The 21109-nt window shown below is 64.6% G+C and carries 15 protein-coding genes; 8 read left to right on the forward strand and 7 right to left on the reverse strand.

Annotated elements, in window-relative coordinates; genetic code table 11:
• Positions 1 to 9: 9 nt before the first annotated feature.
• From ACZ1JV_RS06345 to ACZ1JV_RS06360, 4 genes are all read right to left on the reverse strand, one after another.
• Positions 10 to 795, reverse strand: a complete 786-nt coding sequence (locus ACZ1JV_RS06345) for an SDR family NAD(P)-dependent oxidoreductase (RefSeq protein ID WP_465148831.1) — start codon at positions 793 to 795, stop codon at positions 10 to 12.
• Between the two features lie 150 nt (positions 796 to 945).
• Positions 946 to 3216, reverse strand: a complete 2271-nt coding sequence (locus ACZ1JV_RS06350; protein WP_465139576.1) for an NADP-dependent malic enzyme — start codon at positions 3214 to 3216, stop codon at positions 946 to 948.
• A 32-nt stretch (positions 3217 to 3248) separates the two neighbouring features.
• Entirely contained in the window at positions 3249 to 4463 is a 1215-nt protein-coding gene (locus tag ACZ1JV_RS06355) for a sulfotransferase family protein (RefSeq protein ID WP_465148832.1), read from the reverse strand.
• A 47-nt stretch (positions 4464 to 4510) separates the two neighbouring features.
• The gene (locus ACZ1JV_RS06360; protein WP_465148833.1) at positions 4511 to 6472 is read right to left on the reverse strand and encodes a putative bifunctional diguanylate cyclase/phosphodiesterase; all 1962 of its coding nucleotides are present in this window, start codon (positions 6470 to 6472) and stop codon (positions 4511 to 4513) included.
• A gap of 395 nt (positions 6473 to 6867) precedes the next feature.
• On the opposite strand from ACZ1JV_RS06360, the gene ACZ1JV_RS06365 reads away from it, so the two are divergent.
• The 6 genes from ACZ1JV_RS06365 to ACZ1JV_RS06390 are packed head-to-tail and all read left to right on the forward strand — an operon-like array spanning position 6868 to position 17459.
• Positions 6868 to 7254: a hypothetical protein gene (locus ACZ1JV_RS06365; RefSeq protein ID WP_465148834.1), complete on the forward strand. Its 387-nt coding sequence runs from the start codon at positions 6868 to 6870 to the stop codon at positions 7252 to 7254.
• On the forward strand, positions 7254 to 7988 hold the full coding sequence (locus ACZ1JV_RS06370) for a cellulose synthase operon protein YhjQ/BcsQ (RefSeq protein ID WP_465148835.1): 735 nt from the start codon (positions 7254 to 7256) through the stop codon (positions 7986 to 7988). The genes ACZ1JV_RS06365 and ACZ1JV_RS06370 overlap by 1 nt, the downstream gene beginning before the upstream one ends.
• Positions 7985 to 12481 carry a UDP-forming cellulose synthase catalytic subunit gene (gene bcsA, locus ACZ1JV_RS06375; RefSeq protein WP_465148836.1) on the forward strand — a complete coding sequence of 1499 codons (4497 nt, stop codon included), beginning with the start codon at positions 7985 to 7987 and terminating at the stop codon, positions 12479 to 12481. The genes ACZ1JV_RS06370 and bcsA overlap by 4 nt, the downstream gene beginning before the upstream one ends.
• Complete coding sequence (locus ACZ1JV_RS06380) at positions 12478 to 15954, forward strand: cellulose biosynthesis protein BcsC (protein ID WP_465148837.1); 3477 nt, start codon at positions 12478 to 12480, stop codon at positions 15952 to 15954. Before bcsA ends, ACZ1JV_RS06380 begins: the two co-directional genes overlap by 4 nt.
• Positions 15951 to 16412 (forward strand): cellulose biosynthesis protein BcsD, encoded by a 462-nt coding sequence (gene bcsD / locus ACZ1JV_RS06385; protein ID WP_465148838.1) that lies wholly within the window; start codon positions 15951 to 15953, stop codon positions 16410 to 16412. Before ACZ1JV_RS06380 ends, bcsD begins: the two co-directional genes overlap by 4 nt.
• Positions 16413 to 16430: 18 nt before the next feature.
• Positions 16431 to 17459: a glycosyl hydrolase family 8 gene (locus ACZ1JV_RS06390; RefSeq protein WP_465148839.1), complete on the forward strand. Its 1029-nt coding sequence runs from the start codon at positions 16431 to 16433 to the stop codon at positions 17457 to 17459.
• A gap of 74 nt (positions 17460 to 17533) precedes the next feature.
• On the opposite strand, the gene ACZ1JV_RS06395 is transcribed toward ACZ1JV_RS06390, so the two are convergent.
• Positions 17534 to 17962 (reverse strand): organic hydroperoxide resistance protein, encoded by a 429-nt coding sequence (locus ACZ1JV_RS06395; protein ID WP_465148840.1) that lies wholly within the window; start codon positions 17960 to 17962, stop codon positions 17534 to 17536.
• Between the two features lie 126 nt (positions 17963 to 18088).
• On the opposite strand from ACZ1JV_RS06395, the gene ACZ1JV_RS06400 reads away from it, so the two are divergent.
• Together ACZ1JV_RS06400 and ACZ1JV_RS06405 are read left to right on the forward strand one after the other, a co-directional pair.
• Positions 18089 to 18544 (forward strand): MarR family winged helix-turn-helix transcriptional regulator, encoded by a 456-nt coding sequence (locus ACZ1JV_RS06400; protein ID WP_465148841.1) that lies wholly within the window; start codon positions 18089 to 18091, stop codon positions 18542 to 18544.
• Between the two features lie 184 nt (positions 18545 to 18728).
• On the forward strand, positions 18729 to 18986 hold the full coding sequence (locus ACZ1JV_RS06405; RefSeq protein ID WP_465148842.1) for a hypothetical protein: 258 nt from the start codon (positions 18729 to 18731) through the stop codon (positions 18984 to 18986).
• Between the two features lie 33 nt (positions 18987 to 19019).
• Here ACZ1JV_RS06405 and ACZ1JV_RS06410 read toward each other — a convergent pair whose 3' ends face one another.
• Positions 19020 to 19637, reverse strand: coding sequence for a TetR family transcriptional regulator (locus tag ACZ1JV_RS06410; RefSeq protein WP_465148843.1), 618 nt, complete (start codon positions 19635 to 19637; stop codon positions 19020 to 19022).
• A gap of 38 nt (positions 19638 to 19675) precedes the next feature.
• Positions 19676 to 21034 carry a carbohydrate porin gene (locus ACZ1JV_RS06415; protein WP_465148844.1) on the reverse strand — a complete coding sequence of 453 codons (1359 nt, stop codon included), beginning with the start codon at positions 21032 to 21034 and terminating at the stop codon, positions 19676 to 19678.
• Between the last annotated feature and the right edge of the window lie 75 nt (positions 21035 to 21109).

The following is a 21109-nucleotide window of genomic DNA, read 5'->3' on the forward strand; positions in this document are numbered from 1 at the left end:
CTTTCCGTTTCATTCCAGCGCCATGCCGCCCAGAGACGGGCCTCCGTTGACCGCGATCGTCTGCGCGGTGACGTAGGAAGCCGCATCGCTGGCCAGAAACACGATCATGTTCGCCATCTCGTCAGGCGTACCCGGACGTCCGAGCGGGATGGGCGCGGCCATATCCGCACCGGAAAGGCCCGCCGCGTCCCATGCCGCAGCCGCGCGCGGGCTGGCGATCATGCCGGCGGCCACGCAGTTCACGCGGATGCCGTGCCGTCCCCATTCGGCGGCGGTGACGGTGGTGAACATCTGCAATGCCGCCTTCGCCGCCGAATAGTGCGCGCCGCCCTTCACGCCGGTGATCCCCGCATTGGATGAGACATTGACGATTGCGCCCGATCGGGCCGCGATCATGTGCCGGCCCGCCTCACGCGTACAGAGATACGCCGATTTCGCATTGAGGTCGAAGATCGCATCCCAGCCGCGGGTCGGGATCGCTTCCAGCGGACCCATGCGGGTGCCGCCGGCATTGTTGACCAATACATCGATCCGGCCGAACGCATCCACCGTGCGCGCCACCATGCGGATCACGGCGTCCTCGTCCTTCACGTCGGTCGGGATCGCCAGACATTCGCTACCGCTCTCTGCCGCAATACGATGGGCCGCGGCATCGAGTTCATCGGCGGACCGGCTGCAGATCGCCACCCGTGCCCCCAGCCGCGCCAGCTGCAAGGCCGTGGCATAGCCGATGCCCGTCGCGCCCCCCGTGACGATGGCCGCCTTTCCCGAAAAATCGAGCAGTTCGGTGATCATCGCCCCGTCCTCCGTCCGCGTGCCGTCACGCTAAATAGTGAATACTATTTAGCGTGACGGAAAGGGGGCGATGTGCGGTATCGCGCGTGCGTTGACCGGAACGATTGGTCGGAGAGCGAGGTCGGCCGACCTCGCTCTCCCCAAGGCGATTTATTTCGCGCGCTGGTCCAGTTCGGCTGCGGCGATTGCGGTCAGGTTCAGGATACCGCGCGCGGTGACGCCCGGCGTCAGGACATGGATCGGCTGGGCAAGGCCCATCAGGATCGGACCCACGGTGGGCGAGCTTGAAGAGGCCGAAAGCGCGGTCAGCGTGATGTTCGCCGCATCCAGCGTGGGCATGACGAGCAGGTTCGCCGGACCTTCGAAGCGTGAATCGGGAACAAGACGGTCACGCAAGGCCTGGCTGAGGGCCGCGTCGGCATGCATTTCGCCATCGACCTGCAGATCCGGCGCGGCCGCTTTGACGATCTCCAGCGCTGCACGCATCTTGCGCGCGCTGGGGCTATGCGAGGCGCCGAAGTTGGAATGCGACAGCAGCGCCACCCGTGGGCGCAGCCCGAAATTCTTCAGCTGCGTAGCGCCCAACTGGGCCATTTCCGCAATCTGTTCCGGCGTGGGATCCGGCACCATGTGCGTATCGGTGATGAACAGCGCGCCCGCATCCAGGATCAGGCCGGAGAGGGCATAGACCCGGCTGTTGCCCGGCTTGCGATCGATAACCCGCAGAACGTGCTCGATCTGGCCCCAGTATTCCGAACGACCGCCGACAAGCGCGGCCTCGACCCGGCCCGTACGCAGCATCAGTGCCGCAGTCAGCGTCGGTCGGCGATAGACGTGGCGGAAGATCTCGTCGGCAGGAACGCCCTTGCGCGAAGCGATGGAGCGATAGGCGTCGACCAGGTCGTTCATCACTTCGTGATCGGTTTCGGGATCGATCACCTCGACATCGCGATCGAGTTCGAAGCTCAGGCCCAGGTCCGGCAACTTCTCCCGCAGGATGCGCCGGCGGGCGATGATGGTCGGGCGGACCATGTCTTCGTCGAGCGCGTCCTGAATGGCGCGCAGCACGCGGGCATCCTCACCCTCGCCATAGACGATGCGGCGGCCCGAACCCCGCGCCGCCTCGAACACCGGCAGCATCAACTGGCCGGAACGGGCGTTCTGGTGCGTGAGGGTGCGCTTGTATTCGTCCAGATCGATCGTTTTGCGGGCCACGCCGCTGGCCATCGCCGCGCGGGCGACGGCGGTGGCGATCTCTCCGATCAGGCGGGGATCGAAGGGGGTGGGGATGATGTATTCCGGCCCGAACACCAGCTTGCGACCGCCATAGGCTTCCGCCACGCTGTCATGCGCGGGAAGGCGGGCGAGGGCGGCGATGGCTTCCGCTGCAGCCGCCTTCATCTCCTCGTTGATCGCGGTCGCCCCGACGTCCAGCGCGCCGCGGAAGATGTAGGGGAAGCACAGGACGTTGTTGACCTGATTGGGATAATCGGAACGGCCTGTGGCGATGATCGCATCGGGCCGCACTTCGCGCGCCAGTTCGGGGCGGATTTCCGGCTCCGGATTGGCAAGGGCGAAGATCAGGGGATTGGGGGCCATCAGCGGCAGCCATTCGGGCTTGAGCACGCCGGGTGCCGAAAGCCCCAGGAACAGGTTGGCGCCGGGCAGCACTTCGGGCAGCGAGCGGGCATCGGTCTGGCGGGCATAGCGCGCCATGTTGGGCAACATGCCCTCGCGCCCCGAATGGATGACGCCATCCTTGTCGGTCAGCGTCACATTCTCGACCGGAAGGCCCATGGAGACGAGAAGATCCACGCAGGCGAGGGCTGCTGCACCCGCGCCGGACGTGACCAGGCGGGCCTCGGCCAGCGTCTTGCCCTGCAACACCAGCGCATTGCGCACGGCCGCGGCCACAACAATCGCCGTGCCGTGCTGATCGTCATGAAACACCGGAATGTTCATGCGTTCCTTCAGCCGCGCCTCGATGGCGAAGCATTCCGGGGCCTTGATATCCTCCAGATTGATGCCGCCGAAGGTCGGTTCCAGCAGCGCCACGGCTTCCACGAACTTGTCGGGATCGGTGGTGTCCACCTCGATATCGAACACGTCGATGTCGGCGAACTTCTTGAAGAGGACGGCCTTGCCTTCCATCACCGGCTTGGAGGCGAGGGCGCCGATCGCGCCAAGGCCCAGCACCGCCGTGCCGTTGGAGATCACCGCGACCAGATTGCCGCGCGCGGTATAGTCCAGCGCCTTGTCGGGATCGGCAGCGATCTCCTCGCAAGGCGCGGCAACGCCGGGGGAGTACGCCAGCGCGAGGTCACGCTGGTTGACCATTCGCTTGGTGGGTTCGATCCGAAGTTTTCCCGGCTGAGGGTACCGGTGATAATCGAGAGCGGCGCGGCGCAGGTTGTCATCCATGCGGTCCTCATAGGTAAAGATTTTGCGATTGCCTATGCTTGGGCGCCCCCTTGAAACATATCTTTGCAAATAGGCTGCCGTCGCGCCGCCGCCACACCTTCCGCCTCGCGCGGAATATCGAAACGCCGGACGTAGGGCGCGAACTGCCCGAGCACATCGTGCTCAAGCAATCCGAACTGCTCCAGCGCGTAAGCATTGCTTCCGCGGGCATTCTTGGGATTGTCCGCATGCCACGTGGCGACCGACCGCGCGATCTGGTCCGGGGTGTCGATCCCCAGTCTGGAGTGAATTTCCCGCATTGCCGACACTGGATCGTCGGCAAGGGTATAATAGTCGACGTGGATGACCCGGTCCCGGTGAGGGCCTGCGTCGAACTCCATGATGCGATCGATATGCCGGCTGATGAAGTGAAGCATGTCACTGCCGACTTGCGCACGGTCCACGGGATCGGCGCTTTTCATGCCGCGCAAGTTCGCCGTCATCTTCGCGATGGATGCCAGCGCCTGGACTGGATCGCGATGGGTCATGACGAACTGCGCATCGGGATAGACTTCCAGGATCGCGTCCATTGCAAGCACATGGTTCGGGTACTTGAGCGCCCAGGGCTTGGGACGGCGGCGCCACTGCAGGCACTGCAACTGGCGCCTGTGGATACGATAGGTTTCGGCGAGATCGACCTCGTCCAGAAGGTAATCGAAATAGGCGGGCACTCTGTAGAGGTTGTGCAGCCCGGCAGCGCCGAAACTCTGTTCGAGGAACGCATGGCATTCGTCCGAACCATCCTCGTCATAGAGGTGCAAGGCTTCGAACCCGTCGAAATGGGGCCGCTTTTTCTGAAGCTCGATCCAGGCCTGCCGTCGCGGTGCGATCGTTTCCGGCGCGAAGCCCGCGGGCGGGCAGGGCATCATCGATTCCCACGTACGGATCAGCCGGAACCGGGGATCGCGATCGAAAAGGTATTGCAGGAAAGTGGTGCCCGAACGTGGCAGCCCCATCAGGAAGACCGGCGCTGCCACCGCTTCATCGGCGATCTCCGGGTAGTCGCGCAGCCACTTGAGCGTTTCCAGCCGGTTGATCGTGTCCATTTCCAGCATGGCGGCGGCAGCGACTTCGCCGGCAGGCGACATCCGGAAAGAGTTCCGTAGCGAAGCCAGCAGCATTTGCAGATTGCGACGGGGGGCAAGGTCGGTGTCGTCGATGCCGACTTTCGCTTGCGCTTTTTCCATGATCGCCTGCGCGTCCAGCATCCCCTCTATCCCATCCCGTTAGATTGATAATATATCTTATGTTAAATTTAATCGATCTGAGACGCAGTTCCCGTATCGGCGTTTTGACGCAGGATATCATCGCGCGGCACCGGCGGGCCAAGGAAGAACCCTTGCACGAGAGGAAAACCCAGTGCGCGGGCCGTATCCAACTGGCTCTCGGTTTCGATACCCTCGATCACGCAATCGAGCGACATCGAGGCCGCCAGTGAGCAAATGCCCGTAAGCACGCGGCGACAGGCATCGTCCTGCATTCGATCGGCAAAGCTTCTGTCGATTTTCAGGATATCGAGCGGCAGTCGCTGCAGTGAATTGAACGTCGAGAATCCGGTGCCGAAATCGTCCAGAGCGATCTTGGCGCCACATGCCCGCAGACGCTGGAGTTCGCGAACGGCGGCCGGGAAATTCGAGATCAGCGAGGTTTCGGTAACTTCGAAGACCAGCCGGCTTGCATCGAGACCGGTGCTGGCGATCCGTTCCAGAATTCCGTCCACCGTCTGGGCATTGGCCAGATCGCCTGCCGAAAGGTTGAAGGACATGCGCAGATAACCTGGCAGGGACTGCGCGGCCCCCACCGCCAGTTCGAACAAGTGAAACGTCAGTGGGCGCAGGATGCCCAGCTTTTCCGCGCAAGACATCAGCGTTCCCGGCGAGACGGGACCGGCGACGGGCGACGTCCATCGCGCCAGCGCCTCGACCGCCACCGGCTTCATCGTTTCAAGCGCGAAGATCGGCTGAAACACCAGCGATACTTCCGCTGCCAGATCGGCCGATTGCAAGGCCGCCTCGATCATGTGATCCGCCCGGATCAGCTTTTCGAATTCTTCCGAGAACTTCAGGCAATTGCCCCGCGCATGTCGCTTGGCGTGATAGAGCGCGAAATCGGCGCGATCGAACAGGTCGTTGGCGTTCTGGCCGGACACGGGATAAGCCGCAACCCCGCCGGATGCGCCCACGGATACCAGCGTATCGCCAAGTTTGACGGTCTCCTGCGTGGCCACGCAAAGGTCCTGCACCAGCGCCTGCGCATCGGACAGGCCGCCGGGCACGATGATGCCGAATTCATCGCCGCCGAGCCTGGCCACCGCCCCCTTGTCCGCACATGCATCGGCAAGACGCTGGCCGATGATTTGCAACAGCCGGTCGCCCTGAGCGTGCCCGTGCGTATCGTTCACCGGCTTGAACCCGTCGAGATCCATCAGTCCGATGGAAAATCTTGCGTCGGCGCCCCCGCTCCTGCCCGCCCCATTCTGTATCCCAGTATGCGCCCTCGCCTGCGCAAGGCGCTGTTCCACGTCTTCGAAAAAGCGCCTTCTATTGGGCAATTGGGTCAGTGCATCGGTCCTGGCCAGACGCGCGCTTTCAGCCTCCAACCGCTCCGCCCGCCTTTGGCCGGCAATCAGCGCAGCCCGCGATTCCTCCAGGTGAACGAAGGATGCGAAGGAATCGCGAATCACGAAGAGGATCAGCGCGGTCACCAGTCCGATCGAAAGGGCCATGGCGATGCGCTCTTCCGGCCCCATGACAATCGAATATATCGTGAATGCGCCGATCACGATGACACCGATTGCCGCTGCCGCGCGCGGTAGATGCGTAAGGCAGAATATGCAGGCAAGCACGGTGGTGGCGATGAAGACCACCACATGGCCTTTCTGCTCCGGGCTGCCGTACTGATCCAACACCAGAGCCCAAACAAGAAAGCCCAGCGTCATGGCGATGCCCAGCCAGGTCGTCCGCCGCATCATCCGCTGCGCATCCGTAGCGGCGATGGTCGCCGCATCGACCGGGCGCGCCCAGACATGGATGCGGTGAAGACAGGCCAGCACCAGCAGGCAGGGAATCGCCAGTGTCAGAAAAACCGGCGCAGTGTGGCGATGTGTAAACGCCAGCGCCCCCGCGTTAACCGCAAGAACGCCGTAGAGCGGCGGTATATGACGCCTCAGGCGCAAGTATTGCGCCACAGGCAATTCGAGTTGGCTGTCCCTTTGCACCCTGCCAATCCTCTATCGCGGCGAACTCTTGCGGGGCCGTCTTCTTGCCAAAGTCCCGAAGCCGGCCTTCGGTTGCGCCGGCAATAGGCGCGTCCGAGGGTTTCGGCGGAAATCCAGATTTACCAGTTGGTTCACATTATATGCGAAAAGGCAATTGCGCGGCGGGACCGGGGAAGACGGCAAGGTGGAAAACTGCGCCGCCATGATCGGCCCAAACATCCAGGCCGCGCATTCGCACCATCGCCGTGCCGATGCATAGTCGGATCGCTGCGCTCTTTCTGCTGCAGTGCAAAAGAAAATTCACGCTGCGCAAGCATTTCGACTTTCCGTTGCGCGCAAACCAGATATTTACCAATTTTAATTAGGTCGGCCAGAGTAAGGTAGGACAACGAACCATGCGCATCGATGCCCGCAACCTGCTGGACCGTCTCGGCAGAAGTGATTTTGCATACAAGGAATTTGAGGATCGGTTTACCGATCTGGAACTCTGGCCGATCCTGGAGGCGCTCTTGCGCGATCCTCGCCTGCAGGCCCTCGACCCGGCCCTGCCGCAAAAGGCGGCCGCAGCTTCCCCCCTTCCCTCCGACCGGCCGGAAACCGCAGCTTCCTCGCCACCGCAGCCGGCGGCCGAACCGCTGAAATCCGTGTTCAGTCGCTACGAGCAGGATGTGCCGGCCGCCCCTGCGCAACCGAACGAGGGGGCTGCGCAAAAGGACGTTCGCGGCCTGCTTCGCCGCCTTTCCGGCGAACGCCGCGATGACAGCGAGCGGGGAGAAAACTGATGCCGCTGGTTCTTTGCCATGCGCCCAAGGGTGGAACGGGAAATACGTTCGTTGCGGCCCATCTGGCCATGGGCCTTGCCGCCGAAGGTGCGGACGTCACCGTGCTGACCATTGCCCGGCGTGACACCCTCGCGCTGCATTTCGGGCTTTCGCAAGCCATCGCCCTGCCCGCCTTGACTGCACCTGCCGACGAAGCCGTGCTGGTGGGCGGCATCAATCTGCGCCACTGGCATCGCTCTGCCGAAGATGCCGATCTCCTGCCGATGCTGGGCGATCTGGGCTACCTTACCCCCGGTCGTGACCGCGTCATGGTGATCGACATGCCATCGGGCGAATATCGCGCAGCGCTGCGCCTTGGTGAGCAGGCCTGCGCCCATATCTGCACCTTGACCGCGCAACCCGACACGCTTGCCCTGCTGCCGCAGATGTTCGGCGAGACGGGCAGCGAGGGTTTGCTGCGCACTGCCTTCGTCATCAACGCCCTGGACGAAACACGCCGACTTTCGCGTCATGGCGCCGCGTTCGTCCGCGAACTGGCGGGACCGCGCCTGATCGGCCGTATCCGGCAGGACGAAGCCGTGCCCGAAGCGATCGCCATGCTGCAACCATTGTCGCGCTATGCACCGGCCAGCACGGCTCTTCATGACGTTCGCGCTATTTCGGCTGCGATCGTGCCTGCGCTGGAATCCACTTCCGCATCCTGGATCGCCCCATCCGCGAGCCGCGCTGCATGACGGGTAGGATATTGCCGCAAAAGGCATTGCAGTATCTTGCCATCGTACCGATCGTACTGGTGGCGGGAATGGTCGTCGGCGTGCCGCTGGACATGCGATCCCAGTGGATCTTCGCGGCAGTCGCCATAGCTGGCACGATAGTGTTGCAGCGCTGGCCGGGCCGCAAGGGGTCGCTGGCGCTTGGCCTGCTGGCGGTGCTGATCTCCACCCGGTACATGTTCTGGCGCACCACCCAGACGCTGGCCTTTGGCACCCTGCCCGAATTCCTGTTGGGCGGCGGGCTCTACCTGGCCGAGCTCTATGCCTGGGTCATTCTGGTGCTGGGCTTCGTCCAGACCAGCTGGCCGCTCGACCGGCCCGTGATCGAGCCGCAGGGCCCAGCGGAGCTCTGGCCGACGGTCGACATCTATATCCCGACCTACAACGAAAGCCTGGACATCGTGCGCAACACGGTGTTCGCGGCGATGGACCTCGATTATCCGGCGGACCGTTACCGCGTCTTCATCCTCGACGATGGCAAGCGCGCGGAATTCCGCGCCTTCGCGCGAGAGGCCGGCTGCGGCTACATCACCCGCGACAACAACCTGCACGCCAAGGCAGGCAATCTCAACGCGGCGATGGGCAAGACCGATGGCGAACTGATCGCCATCTTCGATTGCGACCACGTGCCCACTCGGGCCTTCCTGCAGCTGACCGTCGGCTGGTTCCAGAAGGATCCGCGCCTGGCCCTGCTGCAGACCCCGCACCACATGTATTCACCGGATCCCGTCCAGCGCAATCTGGCCGGCGTGATCGAAGGTATGCCCGGCGAGGGCGACTTGTTCTACGGCCCGGTCCAGGGCGGCAACGACTTGTGGAACGCGGCCTTCTTCTGCGGTTCCTGCGCGATCATCCGCCGCGCCGCGCTGATGGAAACCAACGGTTTCGCCGGCGAAACGGTGACCGAGGACGCACATACCGCGTTGAAACTGCAGCGGACAGGCTGGAACACGGCCTATGTCAGCGCGCGCCTTTCGGCCGGCCTTGCGACCGAGCGCTTGGTTCTTCACGTCGGCCAGCGCATTCGCTGGGCTCGCGGCATGACGCAGATCCTGCGTATCGACAATCCGCTGTTCGGCCCCGGCCTGACCTGGCAGCAGCGGCTTTGCTACCTCAATGCGATGCTGCACTTTCAGTATCCGTTGCCGCGCATCGCGTTCCTGACCAGTCCGCTGGCCTACCTGATCTTCGGACTGAACATCATCCAGGCCTCCGCCTCGCTGATCTTCGCCTATGCCATGCCGCACCTGTTCTGCGCGGCGGCGGCCAACTTGCGCACGCAGGGGGGTGATCGCCGGCCGTTCTGGGGCGAAGTCTACGAAACGATCCTGGCCTTCCATCTGGTGAAGCCGACGATCCTGACGCTGTTCCAGCCCCGCAAGGGCAAGTTCAACGTGACGGACAAGGGCAGCCTGCTCGATCGCACCTATTTCGACTGGGCGATCGTGCGTCCGCACCTGATCTGCATCGGTCTGCTAGTGGCGGGGATCGCGCTGGCCGTCGTGAAATGGCTGTTCTTCCCTTACATGTTCAACGTCCAGACCGATACGCTGGTGCTGAACGCGGCATGGGCATCGTTCAGCCTGATCATCCTCGTCGCTGCCGTTTCGGTGGCGCGCGAGACGCGGCAGGCGCGCAAGGACATCCGCATTCCGGTGGAACTGCCGGTGACCGCCTATCTCGAATCCGGCCACGTCCTGTCTGCCCGCACTATCGACATTTCGATGGGCGGCGCGGCGCTTTCGTTGCCGGCCGGGCAGCCGGTGCGTGATCTGGCGGTCAGCCACATCACCATGGCCATGGGCGATGAAGTGCTGTCCATCCCGGTGGAAACCCTGCGTACCAACGGGACCAATGCCTACGTTCGTTTCGAAGAGCTTGACGTCCTTGCCGGGCGCCATCTCGTCCGTGCCGTGATGGGCCGGGCCGATGCCTGGCAGCCGTCCGGCCCCCATGAGCAGGTCCACGGGATCCGCTCGCTCGCCGATATCATCCTTGTCGACATGGTGACCATCAAGCGTATGCTGCGCCTAAACTTTGCCGAACGGCGCGCGATGCGCGAACAGGCCGCCCTTATCGCGCCGGTGGATGACACCGATCCCTTCCTTCCCTCGCCCGGCGCCCCCGGCAAGACCTCCGAGGTTGGTGGACTGCCGTTCCGCCGTGCCGCCAAGGCGGCAGCGCTGATCGGCGCGCTGGCACTGGGCCTGGCCACCATGGTGATCGGCACCCGCGAAGTTCACGCCGCCCCGGTGCCGGCCCAATCCCCAGCAAAGGCCGCAACACCTGTAGCCGCGCCGGCGACCGCCGCCGCAGCCCTGCAGCCGGGCGGCATTGGTGAGCGCCTGACGCTCAAGGACATGCGCATCACGCGTCCGATCCGCCTGCAGGGCACTTCGGGCGAGATCGGCATCCCCTTCGGCATGCGGCAGGACCGCGTGGTGACTTCCGCCGTGCTGACGCTGCAGACGTCGTGGTCGCCCATGATGCTCGACGACATGAGCCACCTGGTGGTCATGATGAACGGTGAAGTGGTGCAGACCGTGCCCCTGACGCGTGGCGACGCCGCCGGTCAGGTCCTGCGTATCGCCATCAATCCGGCGCTGTTCCTGCCGGGTGACAACCAGTTGAACCTGCGCCTCGTCGGCCATTATGCCCGCGATTGCGAGGATCCGTTCAATTCGGTGCTCTGGGCCAATATCAGCAACGTCCGCTCCTGGATCGACTTCCAGTATCAGCCGCTGCCCTTCGCGCCGGACCTTGCCCGCCTGCCGATGCCCTTCTTCGACAAGGGGCAGAATTCGCAACTGAAGGTTCCTTTCGTCTTCGCCGGCCAGCCCCACAAGGGCGAGCTTGAGGCCGCCGCCGCCACAGCGTCCTGGTTGGGCGCAATGGCCAGCTATCGCGGGTTCTCGTTCAAGCCGGTCTATGGCGCGCTGCCGAAGGGCAATGCGGTCGTCTTCCTGAAGGCGGGGCAGTCCATTCCGGGCCTTGCCGTCGGCGATATCGGCGGGCCTTCGGCATCGGTGGTCCGCAACCCGGCGGACCCGAACGGAACGCTGCTGGTGCTGATGGGCCGCAGCGACGGCGAACTGCGGCTTGCCGCCGGTGCCGTCGCGCTTGGCCGCGGTGTATTCGGCGGCCAGCGGATGGGCTTCGACGACGTACGTATCCCGTCATGGCCGCGCTATGGCGCGCTGCGCTGGATCAGCACCGATCACCCCGTCAAGCTGGGCAGCATCATGCCCGCCTACGCGCTGGAAGGTATGGGCTTCCGCCCCGGACCGCTCAGCGCCAGCTTCCGCGTCGCGCCGGATCTGTTCTTCTGGCCGCGCGAAGGAGGCAAGCTCAGCCTCGGCTATCGCTATCCGGTCGCCCAGTGGCTGGACAAGCGGGCTTCGCGGCTCGACGTGTCGCTGAACGGGCAGTACCTGAAATCGCTGCCGATGGGCTCCAAGTGGTGGGAAGAACTGTTCGGCCAGAGCGGCGCGAAAAGTCAGGATTCGACCGCCACGATCGTGCTGCCGCGCTACAACCTGTTCGGGCAGAACGAGCTGACGTTCGACTACAACATGGTCATTGCCGACAAGAAGAAGTGCACCGGCACCCTGCCCGAAAACGTGCGCAGCTCGATCGACGCGGACAGCACGATCGACTTCACTTCGGCTTACCATGCTCTGCTGATGCCCGACCTTGCGACCTTTGCGGGCGCGGGCTTCCCCTTCACGGTGGCGCCCGATCTGGCCGAAACGACGGTGATCATGGCGCAGAACCCCTCGCCCGCATCGGTGGAGGCGTTCCTTGATCTGATGGGCCGGTTCGGCGATTCCACCGGCGTTCCGGTGACGTCTGTGACCGTGGCTTCGCAAGTCGATCCGGGCCAGCTTGCCGATCAGGACGTGCTGGTGGTGGGCGGCATCGAACTTGCCGGCGCCGGCTCGCTCTTCGACCGCGCCCCGGTCCGCTATGTCAACGGACACCTTGAAGTGGCCGAACGGTCGCCGATGCAATACGTCACCGCCTTCTTCGGCGGGACCCAGCGCGACGATCCGATGCAGGCCGCCCCGCTGGTCTACAATGCGCGCGGTTTCTCGGGCATCGTCAGCTTCCGGTCCCCCTATGCGTCCGATCGCACCGTGGTCGCGCTGCTTTCGGACAATGCGGCTGCTCTGCCCGCGCTGGTGGACGGCATGGCCGATGTGAAGATCAACGCATCGATCCAAGGCGATCTGGCGGTCACGCGCGGCGACGGCATGAGCAGCTTTGCCATCGGCAACCGGTACTGGAGCGGATCGCTGCCGATCTGGATGAAGATGGCCTACTGGTTCAGCCAGCGACCGCTGCTGATGGGCATCGGCGCGCTCGCCATCGCGGTGATCCTGGCCGGACCAGCCTACCTCTACTTCCGCCGTCAGGCCCAGCGCCGCCTCGGCAATCCGGACGAAACGGCATGAACCGCGTGAAGACACCTATGCGCCTGGCCGGACTGGCCCTGCTGCTCACCACCGCGCCGATCGGTCTGACCGTCGGTGCGGGCACCGCGGTCGCCCAGGCGTCGGGTGTCGATGCGCTGCTGCAGCAGGCGCGCTACTGGCGGTCCAAGGGGCGTGAGGATCTGGCCCAGCAGGCGCTGCGCCGCGCGCGGGCGCTCGATCCGAACAACCCGGCGGTGATCGCCGCGTCGAGAGGTGCGCCGGCACGTCCTGCCGCCCAGCCCAAGGCGCCGCCGCCACCGGTCGCGGCCAAGCCTGCTGCACCGAAGCCCGCACCGGCACCAGCGCGCACGCAGGCACCGGCGAAAGTCGCCGCTCCGGCGCCGGCCAAGCCCGCGCCGGCAAGTCCCGCCACCACTGCCGCCAATCGCGGCGGTCAGGCCCGCGTCGCCGGCTATGCCGCGCTCAATCGCGGCGATCTGGAGGGCGCCTCCGAGCAGTTCGAACGCGCATTGTCGGTCAATGCCCGCGATCCCGATGCATTGGGCGGCCTTGGCATCGTGCGCCTGCGGCAGAGCCGCTTTGCCGAATCCGCCAATCTGCTGGATCAGGCCTCGCGCCTGGGCAAGCCCGACCAATGGGCGCAGGGCCTTGCCTCGGCCCGGTTCTTCGCCGGAATGGATGAAGCGCGCGGCGCACTGGCGCAAGGGCAAGTCGCCGTAGCCCAGCAGAAGGCAGAAGCGCTTGTCCGCTCCGGCTATCCGCAGCCCGGGCCCGCGCTGGAACTGCTGGCGGATATCTACGAGCGGCAGGGCCGCCACGCCGATGCCGCCGATCTCTATCGGCAGGCCGGTCAAAGCCCCGGCAGCAACGCCGTTGCCGAGGACAAGCGCCTGCAGATGCGCGCCGCACGCAGCCGCGCACTGGCGGCTGCCGCCAATGGCGACGATCTGGGCGCGATCCGCGAGTTCCAGCAGGGGCTCGTGCTCGATCCGGAAGACCCCTGGATCCGCTACGAATTCGCCGAATTCAACCTGAAGCGCGGACGCATTCCGGAAACCGAAGCGCTGATCCGGTCGCTGGTCAACAAGGGCCAGCCCGACGCGATCTATGCCGCCGCGCTGCTCAATGCCGATCTCGGCCGTCCGACCGAAGCGGCGCGGCTGATCGACTTGATCCCCGAAACGCAGCGAAGCGCGCCCATGCGCAGCTTCGCGGTTGGCGTAAAGACGGACGAGGCGATCGAACGCGCCAAGGCCATGGCGGCCACCGGGCAGACCGCGCAGGCGCTTGCCAACTTGCGCCAGCTCGGCTCCATGAGCGGAATTCCCGTCGGCAAGCAGGCCGCGATCGCCAATGCGCTCTACGAACTGGGCGATACTGCCGGCGCCGGCGCCATGGCGGAGAACGCGCTGCAGGGACAAGTTGCCAGCATCGGCGACTATGAAGGGCTGATCGGTACGCTGGCCCGTGTCGGACGGGACGATCTGGCGCAGCAGGCGCTGCAGCGCGCCAGCGCCATGGCCGGATCCTCTCCGGAAGGGCAGCAGGCCTATGCGCGCATGAATGCCGCGCTGATGGTTTCCACAGCAGACCGTGCCCGCCTGGAAGGCCGCTACGCCGATTCCTTCGACATTCTCCAGCAGGCATGGACTGCCGCGCCGGACAATATGGATGTGCTGGCTGGCCTCGCCCGGCTCTACCAGAGCGGCGGAATGCCCGCGCGCGCAGCGCAGACCTGGCAGCTGGTATTGGCCCGCAAGCCCGGCGACCGCGATGCGCTGCTCGGGCTCGCCGAAACCGCGCAGGCGGCGGGCGACACCGAACTGTCGCGCAAGGCGCAGGCCGATGTGCTGCGCGCATTCCCGCAGGATTACGAAGTGCGAATGACGCTCGCGCGGGTGGAACAATCGCGCGGAAACAACCGCGCGGCCGCACGCTTGCTGAAGGATGCCCGCGAAATCTACGTCGCGCGGCAGGGCGGCACGTCTATCGATGGGCTTTCCGGCGCCAATCCCTTCGCGGCGATGAGCCCGGCGGGCGGTGCCAACCCGTTCCGCAACATGGCTGTCGCGGCACCGCAGCCGGTCAATCCCTTCGCGCTGGGTTCCGGAACCCGGCTGCCATCCGGAACGGGTGCGACGCCCGCGGCCCAAGCCATGGCCGCCGTACCGATGGCTCCCATGCAGGTCGCGGCGGCGGGCCAGACCCCCGGCGCCGTGGCCTATGCCTCGCCGTCCTACGGCGTCGGCACCGCTGGATCAGCGCCCTCACCTTACCCGGTCACCTCGGTTCCGGCCGGGGCTTCCTCCACGCCCTACCCCGCCGATCCGGTGATGGCGCAGATCCAGTCTCAACTGGCATCGCTGACGCAGGAAACCGGCCCGCGCGTGGACGTCGAAACCGGGTATCGCCAACGCTCGGGCGAAAAGGGCCTGAGCCAGCTGGACGAAATCAAGGGATCGGTGCGTTTCTCCACCGATGCTCCCGGCGGCCGCGTCTTCGCGAAGGCCGAAGCCGTGGTCATCGACGCCGGCGCGCCCAACAAGTCCGGTCAGGCGCGCTTCGGCCAGAACGCCACGATCGAGGCGGACAACATCGTCGCGCAGACCGAAGCGCAGTTCTCCGGCCCCGGCAGCGTCAACGAATCCGGCGTCGCCTTCTCTGCCGGGTATGAGAGCGACATGGCCCAGGCCGAAGTCGGCACCACGCCGGTGGGCATGGGCAAGACGCAAGTCGCCTTCCGCGCCGCCGTCACGCCCAAAGTCACGCAGAACTTGCGCGCCACCGCCATGGTGGAGCGCAAGCCGGTGACGGACAGCGTGGTATCCTACGCCGGCGCGCGCGATCCGGTCAGCGGGCGGCTCTGGGGCCAGGTCATGCGCACGGCCGGCGGCGGGGGCCTGTCCTACGACGAAGACGGCAGCGGCGTATATGCCGACGGCCGCTACTACCGCTTCCGCGGCACCAACGTGGCGCACAACAACGGGTTCGAGGCCAATGTCGGCGGTTACTTGCGCGCCTATGCCAGCCCGCACGCGACGCTGACCGTGGGGCTCAACGTCAACTATCAGGGTTACGACAAGAGCCAAAACTACTTCACGTGGGGGAATGGCGGCTATTTCAGCCCGCAGAGCTTCATTTCCGTGGGCTTCCCGATCAACTACGCCATGGAGGACGATCGTTTCGACCTTCATGCCTCGTTCACGCCCGGTTTCCAAAGCTACAGCCAGGACGCCAGCCCGCTCTATCCCATCGATCCGGTGCTGCAGGCGCAACTGGATGCGGACAAGGCGGCCGACAACGATGTTCGTGCCTATTACGATGAAACCAGCAAGACCGGGTTCGCACTTTCGACCCTGCTCTCGCTCTATTACAAGATCACGCCCACCACGCGGATCGGCGGCGAAGCCAGCTATAATACGTTTGGCAACTACAATGAGTTTCGCAGCTTGTTTGGCGTAAGACAGAATTTCGGGAGCACGGGAAGATGAAATTCCAGGCATTCCCGCCGCCCCGGCACGAAGGGGACATGACCGGCGTAGGCGGTCTGGCGTTGATGGCGACGATGACCGCTGCCGAAGTGGCCGAGAACCTGCCTGCCGAGCAGGCGCGCGGTTTCTTTGGCGCGATCGGGCGGCGCATGGCCGCATTGGTCCCTTTGGAGGACGTCAGCGAGGCCACGGCCCTGCAGGATCGGATCAACCACTTCTGGCAGGATCTCGACTGGGGCGATATCGAGCTTGTCGTGGGCGACGATGCGATTACCGTACGTCACCACCGCCTGCCGGAGCCCGTGGTGCCGGACCTCAGGCATTCCTGGCAGGCCATGTTGCTGGGTGTGCTGGAGGGTGCTTACGATGCGTGGTTCCGCACGCTTGGCAGCGGCCCCTCCCTGCGCACCGTTGCGGTGTGGAAGGATGACCTTCTGGAAGTCCGTCACGGACGCTGAACGGGAATAGAGGCAAAGATGACGAGCGACGGACCGGGCATCGACCGCCGGAAATTCACGCTGGGCGCAATGCTGACCCTGACGGCTGCCTGCAACGGCGGCGCCCAAAGCCGCACCCCGGGCCGCGCCGTCACCTGGGCCAGCTATCGCGATCTTTATCTTCAGCGTGATGGGCGCATCGTCGATACCGGCAACAATGGCGTAAGCCATAGCGAGGGGCAGAGCTATGGTCTGCTCTTTGCCTTGGAGGCCGGTGACCGGGAAGCGTTCGACCGTATCGCCAACTGGACGCGTCAGACGATTGCCCGCACGGACATGGCGCTGCATGTCTGGCGCTATGATCCGAACGCCACCGATCCGGTGGCAGACCACAACAATGCGACCGATGGCGACATCGTCATCGCCTGGGCCTTGGGCTTGGCTGGCGAACGCTGGAATCGTCCTGATTACCTCGCCCGCGCGGCGGAAATCCGCGCGGCCATACGCAAACAATGCGTGCTGGATCGCTATGGCCGGCAGCTGCTGATCCCTGGCGTACAGGGCTTCGTCACCAATGCGGCGGTGACGCTCAACCCCTGTTATTACGTTTGGCCGGCGCTGGACGCCTTTGCAAAGCTCGACGGGCAGCAGGTTTGGGGCAAGGTGATCGAGGACGGGCAAGCCCTTATCGGCCTGGGCCGTTTCGGCACCCGACACTTGCCGGTGGACTGGATGGCAGTTTCCGGACCATCGCAAGTCGCCCCCGCTCCGGACAAGCCGCCGCGCTTCGGCTATGACGCGATCCGCGTGCCGCTCTGGGCTGCATTGGCCGGAAAGCAAGTGTTGGCCGCCGATGTTGCCGCCTTTTGGCGGTCGTGCATCGCGGCGGGAAAGGCGATACCCGCGTGGGTCGATGTGAACACCGGACAGGAGGCGGACTATGCGCTGTCCAGCGGCGGCGCGGCAGTGGCGGGGCTGCTGCTTGGCACCACGCAGCCCACGCTGCTGGCGGACGACTACTACGCCGCCTCGCTCCAGCTTCTGGCCCGGCTCCGCTTCGGCGGCTAAGGCGCTCCAAACGAACGCGAAAAGGGCGCGGGCTTCATCGAGTCCGCGCCCTTTTTCATTGTGCCGTCTGACCGTCAGGCGACTGAGAGCGACACTTCCACATTGCCACGGACGGCATGGCTGTAGGGGCAGATGGTGTCCGCTTCGGCCACCAGAGCCTCTGCCGCTTCGCGATCGACGCCGGGCAGAGTGACCTGCAGGGCAACGGTCAGGCCAAAGCCCTTGTCGCTGCGCGCGCCGATGCCGACCGTGGCATTGACGCTGGCGTCGGCGGGCACGCGGGGGAGTGCCTTGTCCTGCGAGGCGGCGAACTTCATCGCGCCCAGGAAGCAAGCGGCATAGCCCGAAGCGAACAGCTGTTCGGGGTTATTGCCCTGCCCGTTGCCGCCCAGTTCGGTGGGGGTGCCAAGGGTAACGGCGAAGCTGCCGTCATCGGTGCGGGCCTGGCCGTCGCGGCCGCCGGTTGCCGTGGCACTGGTCTTGTAGAGGGGCTTGATGGACATCGTGCTTTCCTTTCGTCGGAGTGGAGTGTGTATCGTTATCGATTAAATCGTGCGCGATCTAAATGGATCGAGTTCCGCCCGGAGTCAACCCTTGCGATTAAATCGCGTGCGATTTATATTGTGGCCATGACCGACACGCCTGACCAGACCGCCCCTGCCCGCACCGATCCCTTCGCGGAACTGCTGTGCTTTTCCGTCTATTCGACGGGGTTGGCGTTCAACCGGATCTACAAGCCGCTGCTGGACCGGCTGGGCCTGACCTATGTCCAGTACCTCGCGCTGATCGCCCTCACCCGCCGCGACGATCAGACCGTGAGTGAACTGGGTGAGAGCCTGTTTCTCGAATCGAACACGCTGACGCCGCTGATCAAGCGGCTGGAGGCCGCAGGCTTCGTCACCCGCAGGCGCGACACCGCCGACGAACGCGTGGTGCGCGTGGCGCTGACCGACAAGGGCCGCGAAACGATGGAAGAAGCCCGCTGCGTCCCGCAGGAAGTGCTGGCCGCGACGGGAATGACGATCCCGGAACTTCAGCAGTTGAACGAAACGATGAAGACCCTGCGTAGCAATCTGCGGGCCTGATCGGCGGCTGAAGCATTGCAATCACGAGTGGAACGCGTCGTAAAGGCCGTACGCATAACCCGTTGGTAATGCGTGAATGGCGAAAGCTCTACGCTTTCAGGCTTATGCTAAGGCTGATGCGACCATGTTATATGATTAACAATCGGGACACGATTCTCTGTTTGAAGGCGTCGAAGTCGATGCCGTGAACAATACCGTAACGGTCAGACTGCTTTCTTATCCAACCCACGACGCAGCCAAGCGTATTCCCATCAAAATCGTGTTCTCGAAGGTTGTATCGGTCACGATGCAAGCGGATATGATCAAACTGGCGCGAAACAGGTTTGCCGGCACCGTGAACCATTGGCGTATCGCTGAGGCAGCAGGAACGTCGTATTTCTATTTTATCGAAGGTTATATGGCCGTCGTTTCAAAATCGGCTCCCACCCTCGTGCAAGAATAAGCCGGACCCGTTTTCAAGCGACCGTCTCCGGCGCTAAACCGCCTGACAATAAGCCCGCACGATATCCACAACCTGCTCACGCCGCTGCGCTGCCGCCGCTTCGCTGGTCACATCGACGCCGAAAATCGCCCCGAACGTGTAGCGGTTGGCCACGAAGTGGAATGCCAGCGCACTGATCGTCATATGCAGGTCGATCGCGTCGATGCCGGCGCGGAAGCTGCCGTCGGCCACGCCGCGCTCGATCAAGGCCGCCGTCTTGGGCAGGACCAGCTCGTTGCGGGCTTCGCTCACCAAAGCCACGTGCGGGCCGTGACGCATGTTCTCATCCATCACCAGTCGCACGAGTTCGGGGTGGTGGAAGTGATAATCGAAGGTCACCGCCGTCAGCCGGTCCAGCGCGGGAAGCGGTGCCAGCTGGTCCAGCCCCGCCTCCAGCTCGGCGGAGCGGATCCCGCGATAGGCCTCGGTCAGAACGGCGCGATAGAGGCCTTCCTTGCTGCCGAAATGGTAATAGATCATCCGCTTCGACGTCGCCGTGGCAGCTGCAATCTCATCCACGCGCGCCCCGGCGAAGCCCTTGTCCGCGAAGTGGGCCGTGGCGATCGCGATGATCTCTCGCCGGTTGCGCTCGGTGAAGCCGGTGTCCTGCATGGCGCGCGCTATGGGCGGTCGGCTGGCCGAGGGCAACTTCAGAACTGCATTCTGACCTGACAGCCGATCGCCAGCGCATCGGGCGTACGGCGATAGCTGAAAGCGCCGGGTTCGATGATGTACTGCACGTCCGGCCGGATCACCAGCCAGCGATTGGCCTGAAATCCATAGCTCATTTCGATCGCCATTTCGCCGACCGGCATCGAGGCATAGCTGCCCGGCACCGGCGCGACATCGACATGGGCACGGCGCAGGCGCGGATCGACTTCGGCATAGACGAAGCCCAGCCCCACCGTATCGGTGTCACGGCCCTTGAAAGTGCCGTTCTTCACCAGTCCGGCCGCGTACCAGCGGGTGATCTGGCCCGTCTCTTCCGGATTGAAGGTCGCCTGCCCGAACAGCGATAGACCGCGCGGCCCCTTCCCGTCGCGCCAGATCATCTGGTCCGCCAGAAGATAGACGCCGTGCCGCCCCTTCACCGTGCCGCCACCGCCCTGAAGCGTGACGCGGGAGGTGTCGTAGTAGAAGCCCAGCTTGTAATGGCCGGGCAGCACGCGGCTGTCTTTCGCAGCGCCAGGATCGTATTCCACCTCGATCGGCAGCACCACGCCGGTCGTCCCGCCGGCGAAGGGTTTCCAGGCATTATCCTCGTCATTCAGGCGCGGGTTCACCTGATAGACGCCGGTGCGGATCGTCACGTCCGGCCGCAGCTTGTAGCGCACCGCCGCGCCCCAGCGGGCGTTGGGATAGTTGTACCACCCGCTGTCTCCGGACATCGAGAGTGGATGGGCACAAAACGCCGCGTTCACGAAATTGCAGCCGATCGGCATGCCGCCAAGGTCGTTACCCATCGCGAAATAGCCCAGACGCAGGTTCAGGCGGCCGGCCATCAGGTTCTGCTCCCAGGTGAATTCGGTCAGCCGCGCATAGTAGCCGCCCGCCGCTTCCTGGATCGGCAGGCGGTTACCCACGAAATCGGAAGAGAGCCCCACGCCGCGCCGGTCGTTGACGGTGACGTGGATCGTCGCCCCGTCGACGCCGGCCAGCTTGTCCATGTCGAAATCGGCGCCGACGCGAACCTGCTGGACGTAGGTAGTCCCTCTTCGCAGCCCGCCGTCAACGGCCGAGAGCGTTTCGGAAACGTAATCGCCCCGAACCGTCACGCCGGCCTGCTTCAACTGCGTGCGAAGTCCGCCCCAATCGCCGGTCAGTGTTTCACGGCCACCGGCGGAGGCAGTGACGGGTGTCGGCGATTTTTCGCTGCGCGCGTCGACAGGCGCCGCCTGCTCCTCGGCCGCGTCGCCATCCTCGGCACGCGCGTCGCTTGCCGCGAAAGGCGCTGCAATCATCAGGCTGCACGCGGTCAGCCGGGTGATGGTACGAATAGGTTGGCCCAAGGCCCCCTCCTCCCCGCTGCCTCCACGGGCACGGGTTTGCTTCGAATTGAAAGGAAGTCCGGGGGCGGAGTTGGG

Source organism: Novosphingobium sp. BL-S-19, from assembly GCF_055521675.1.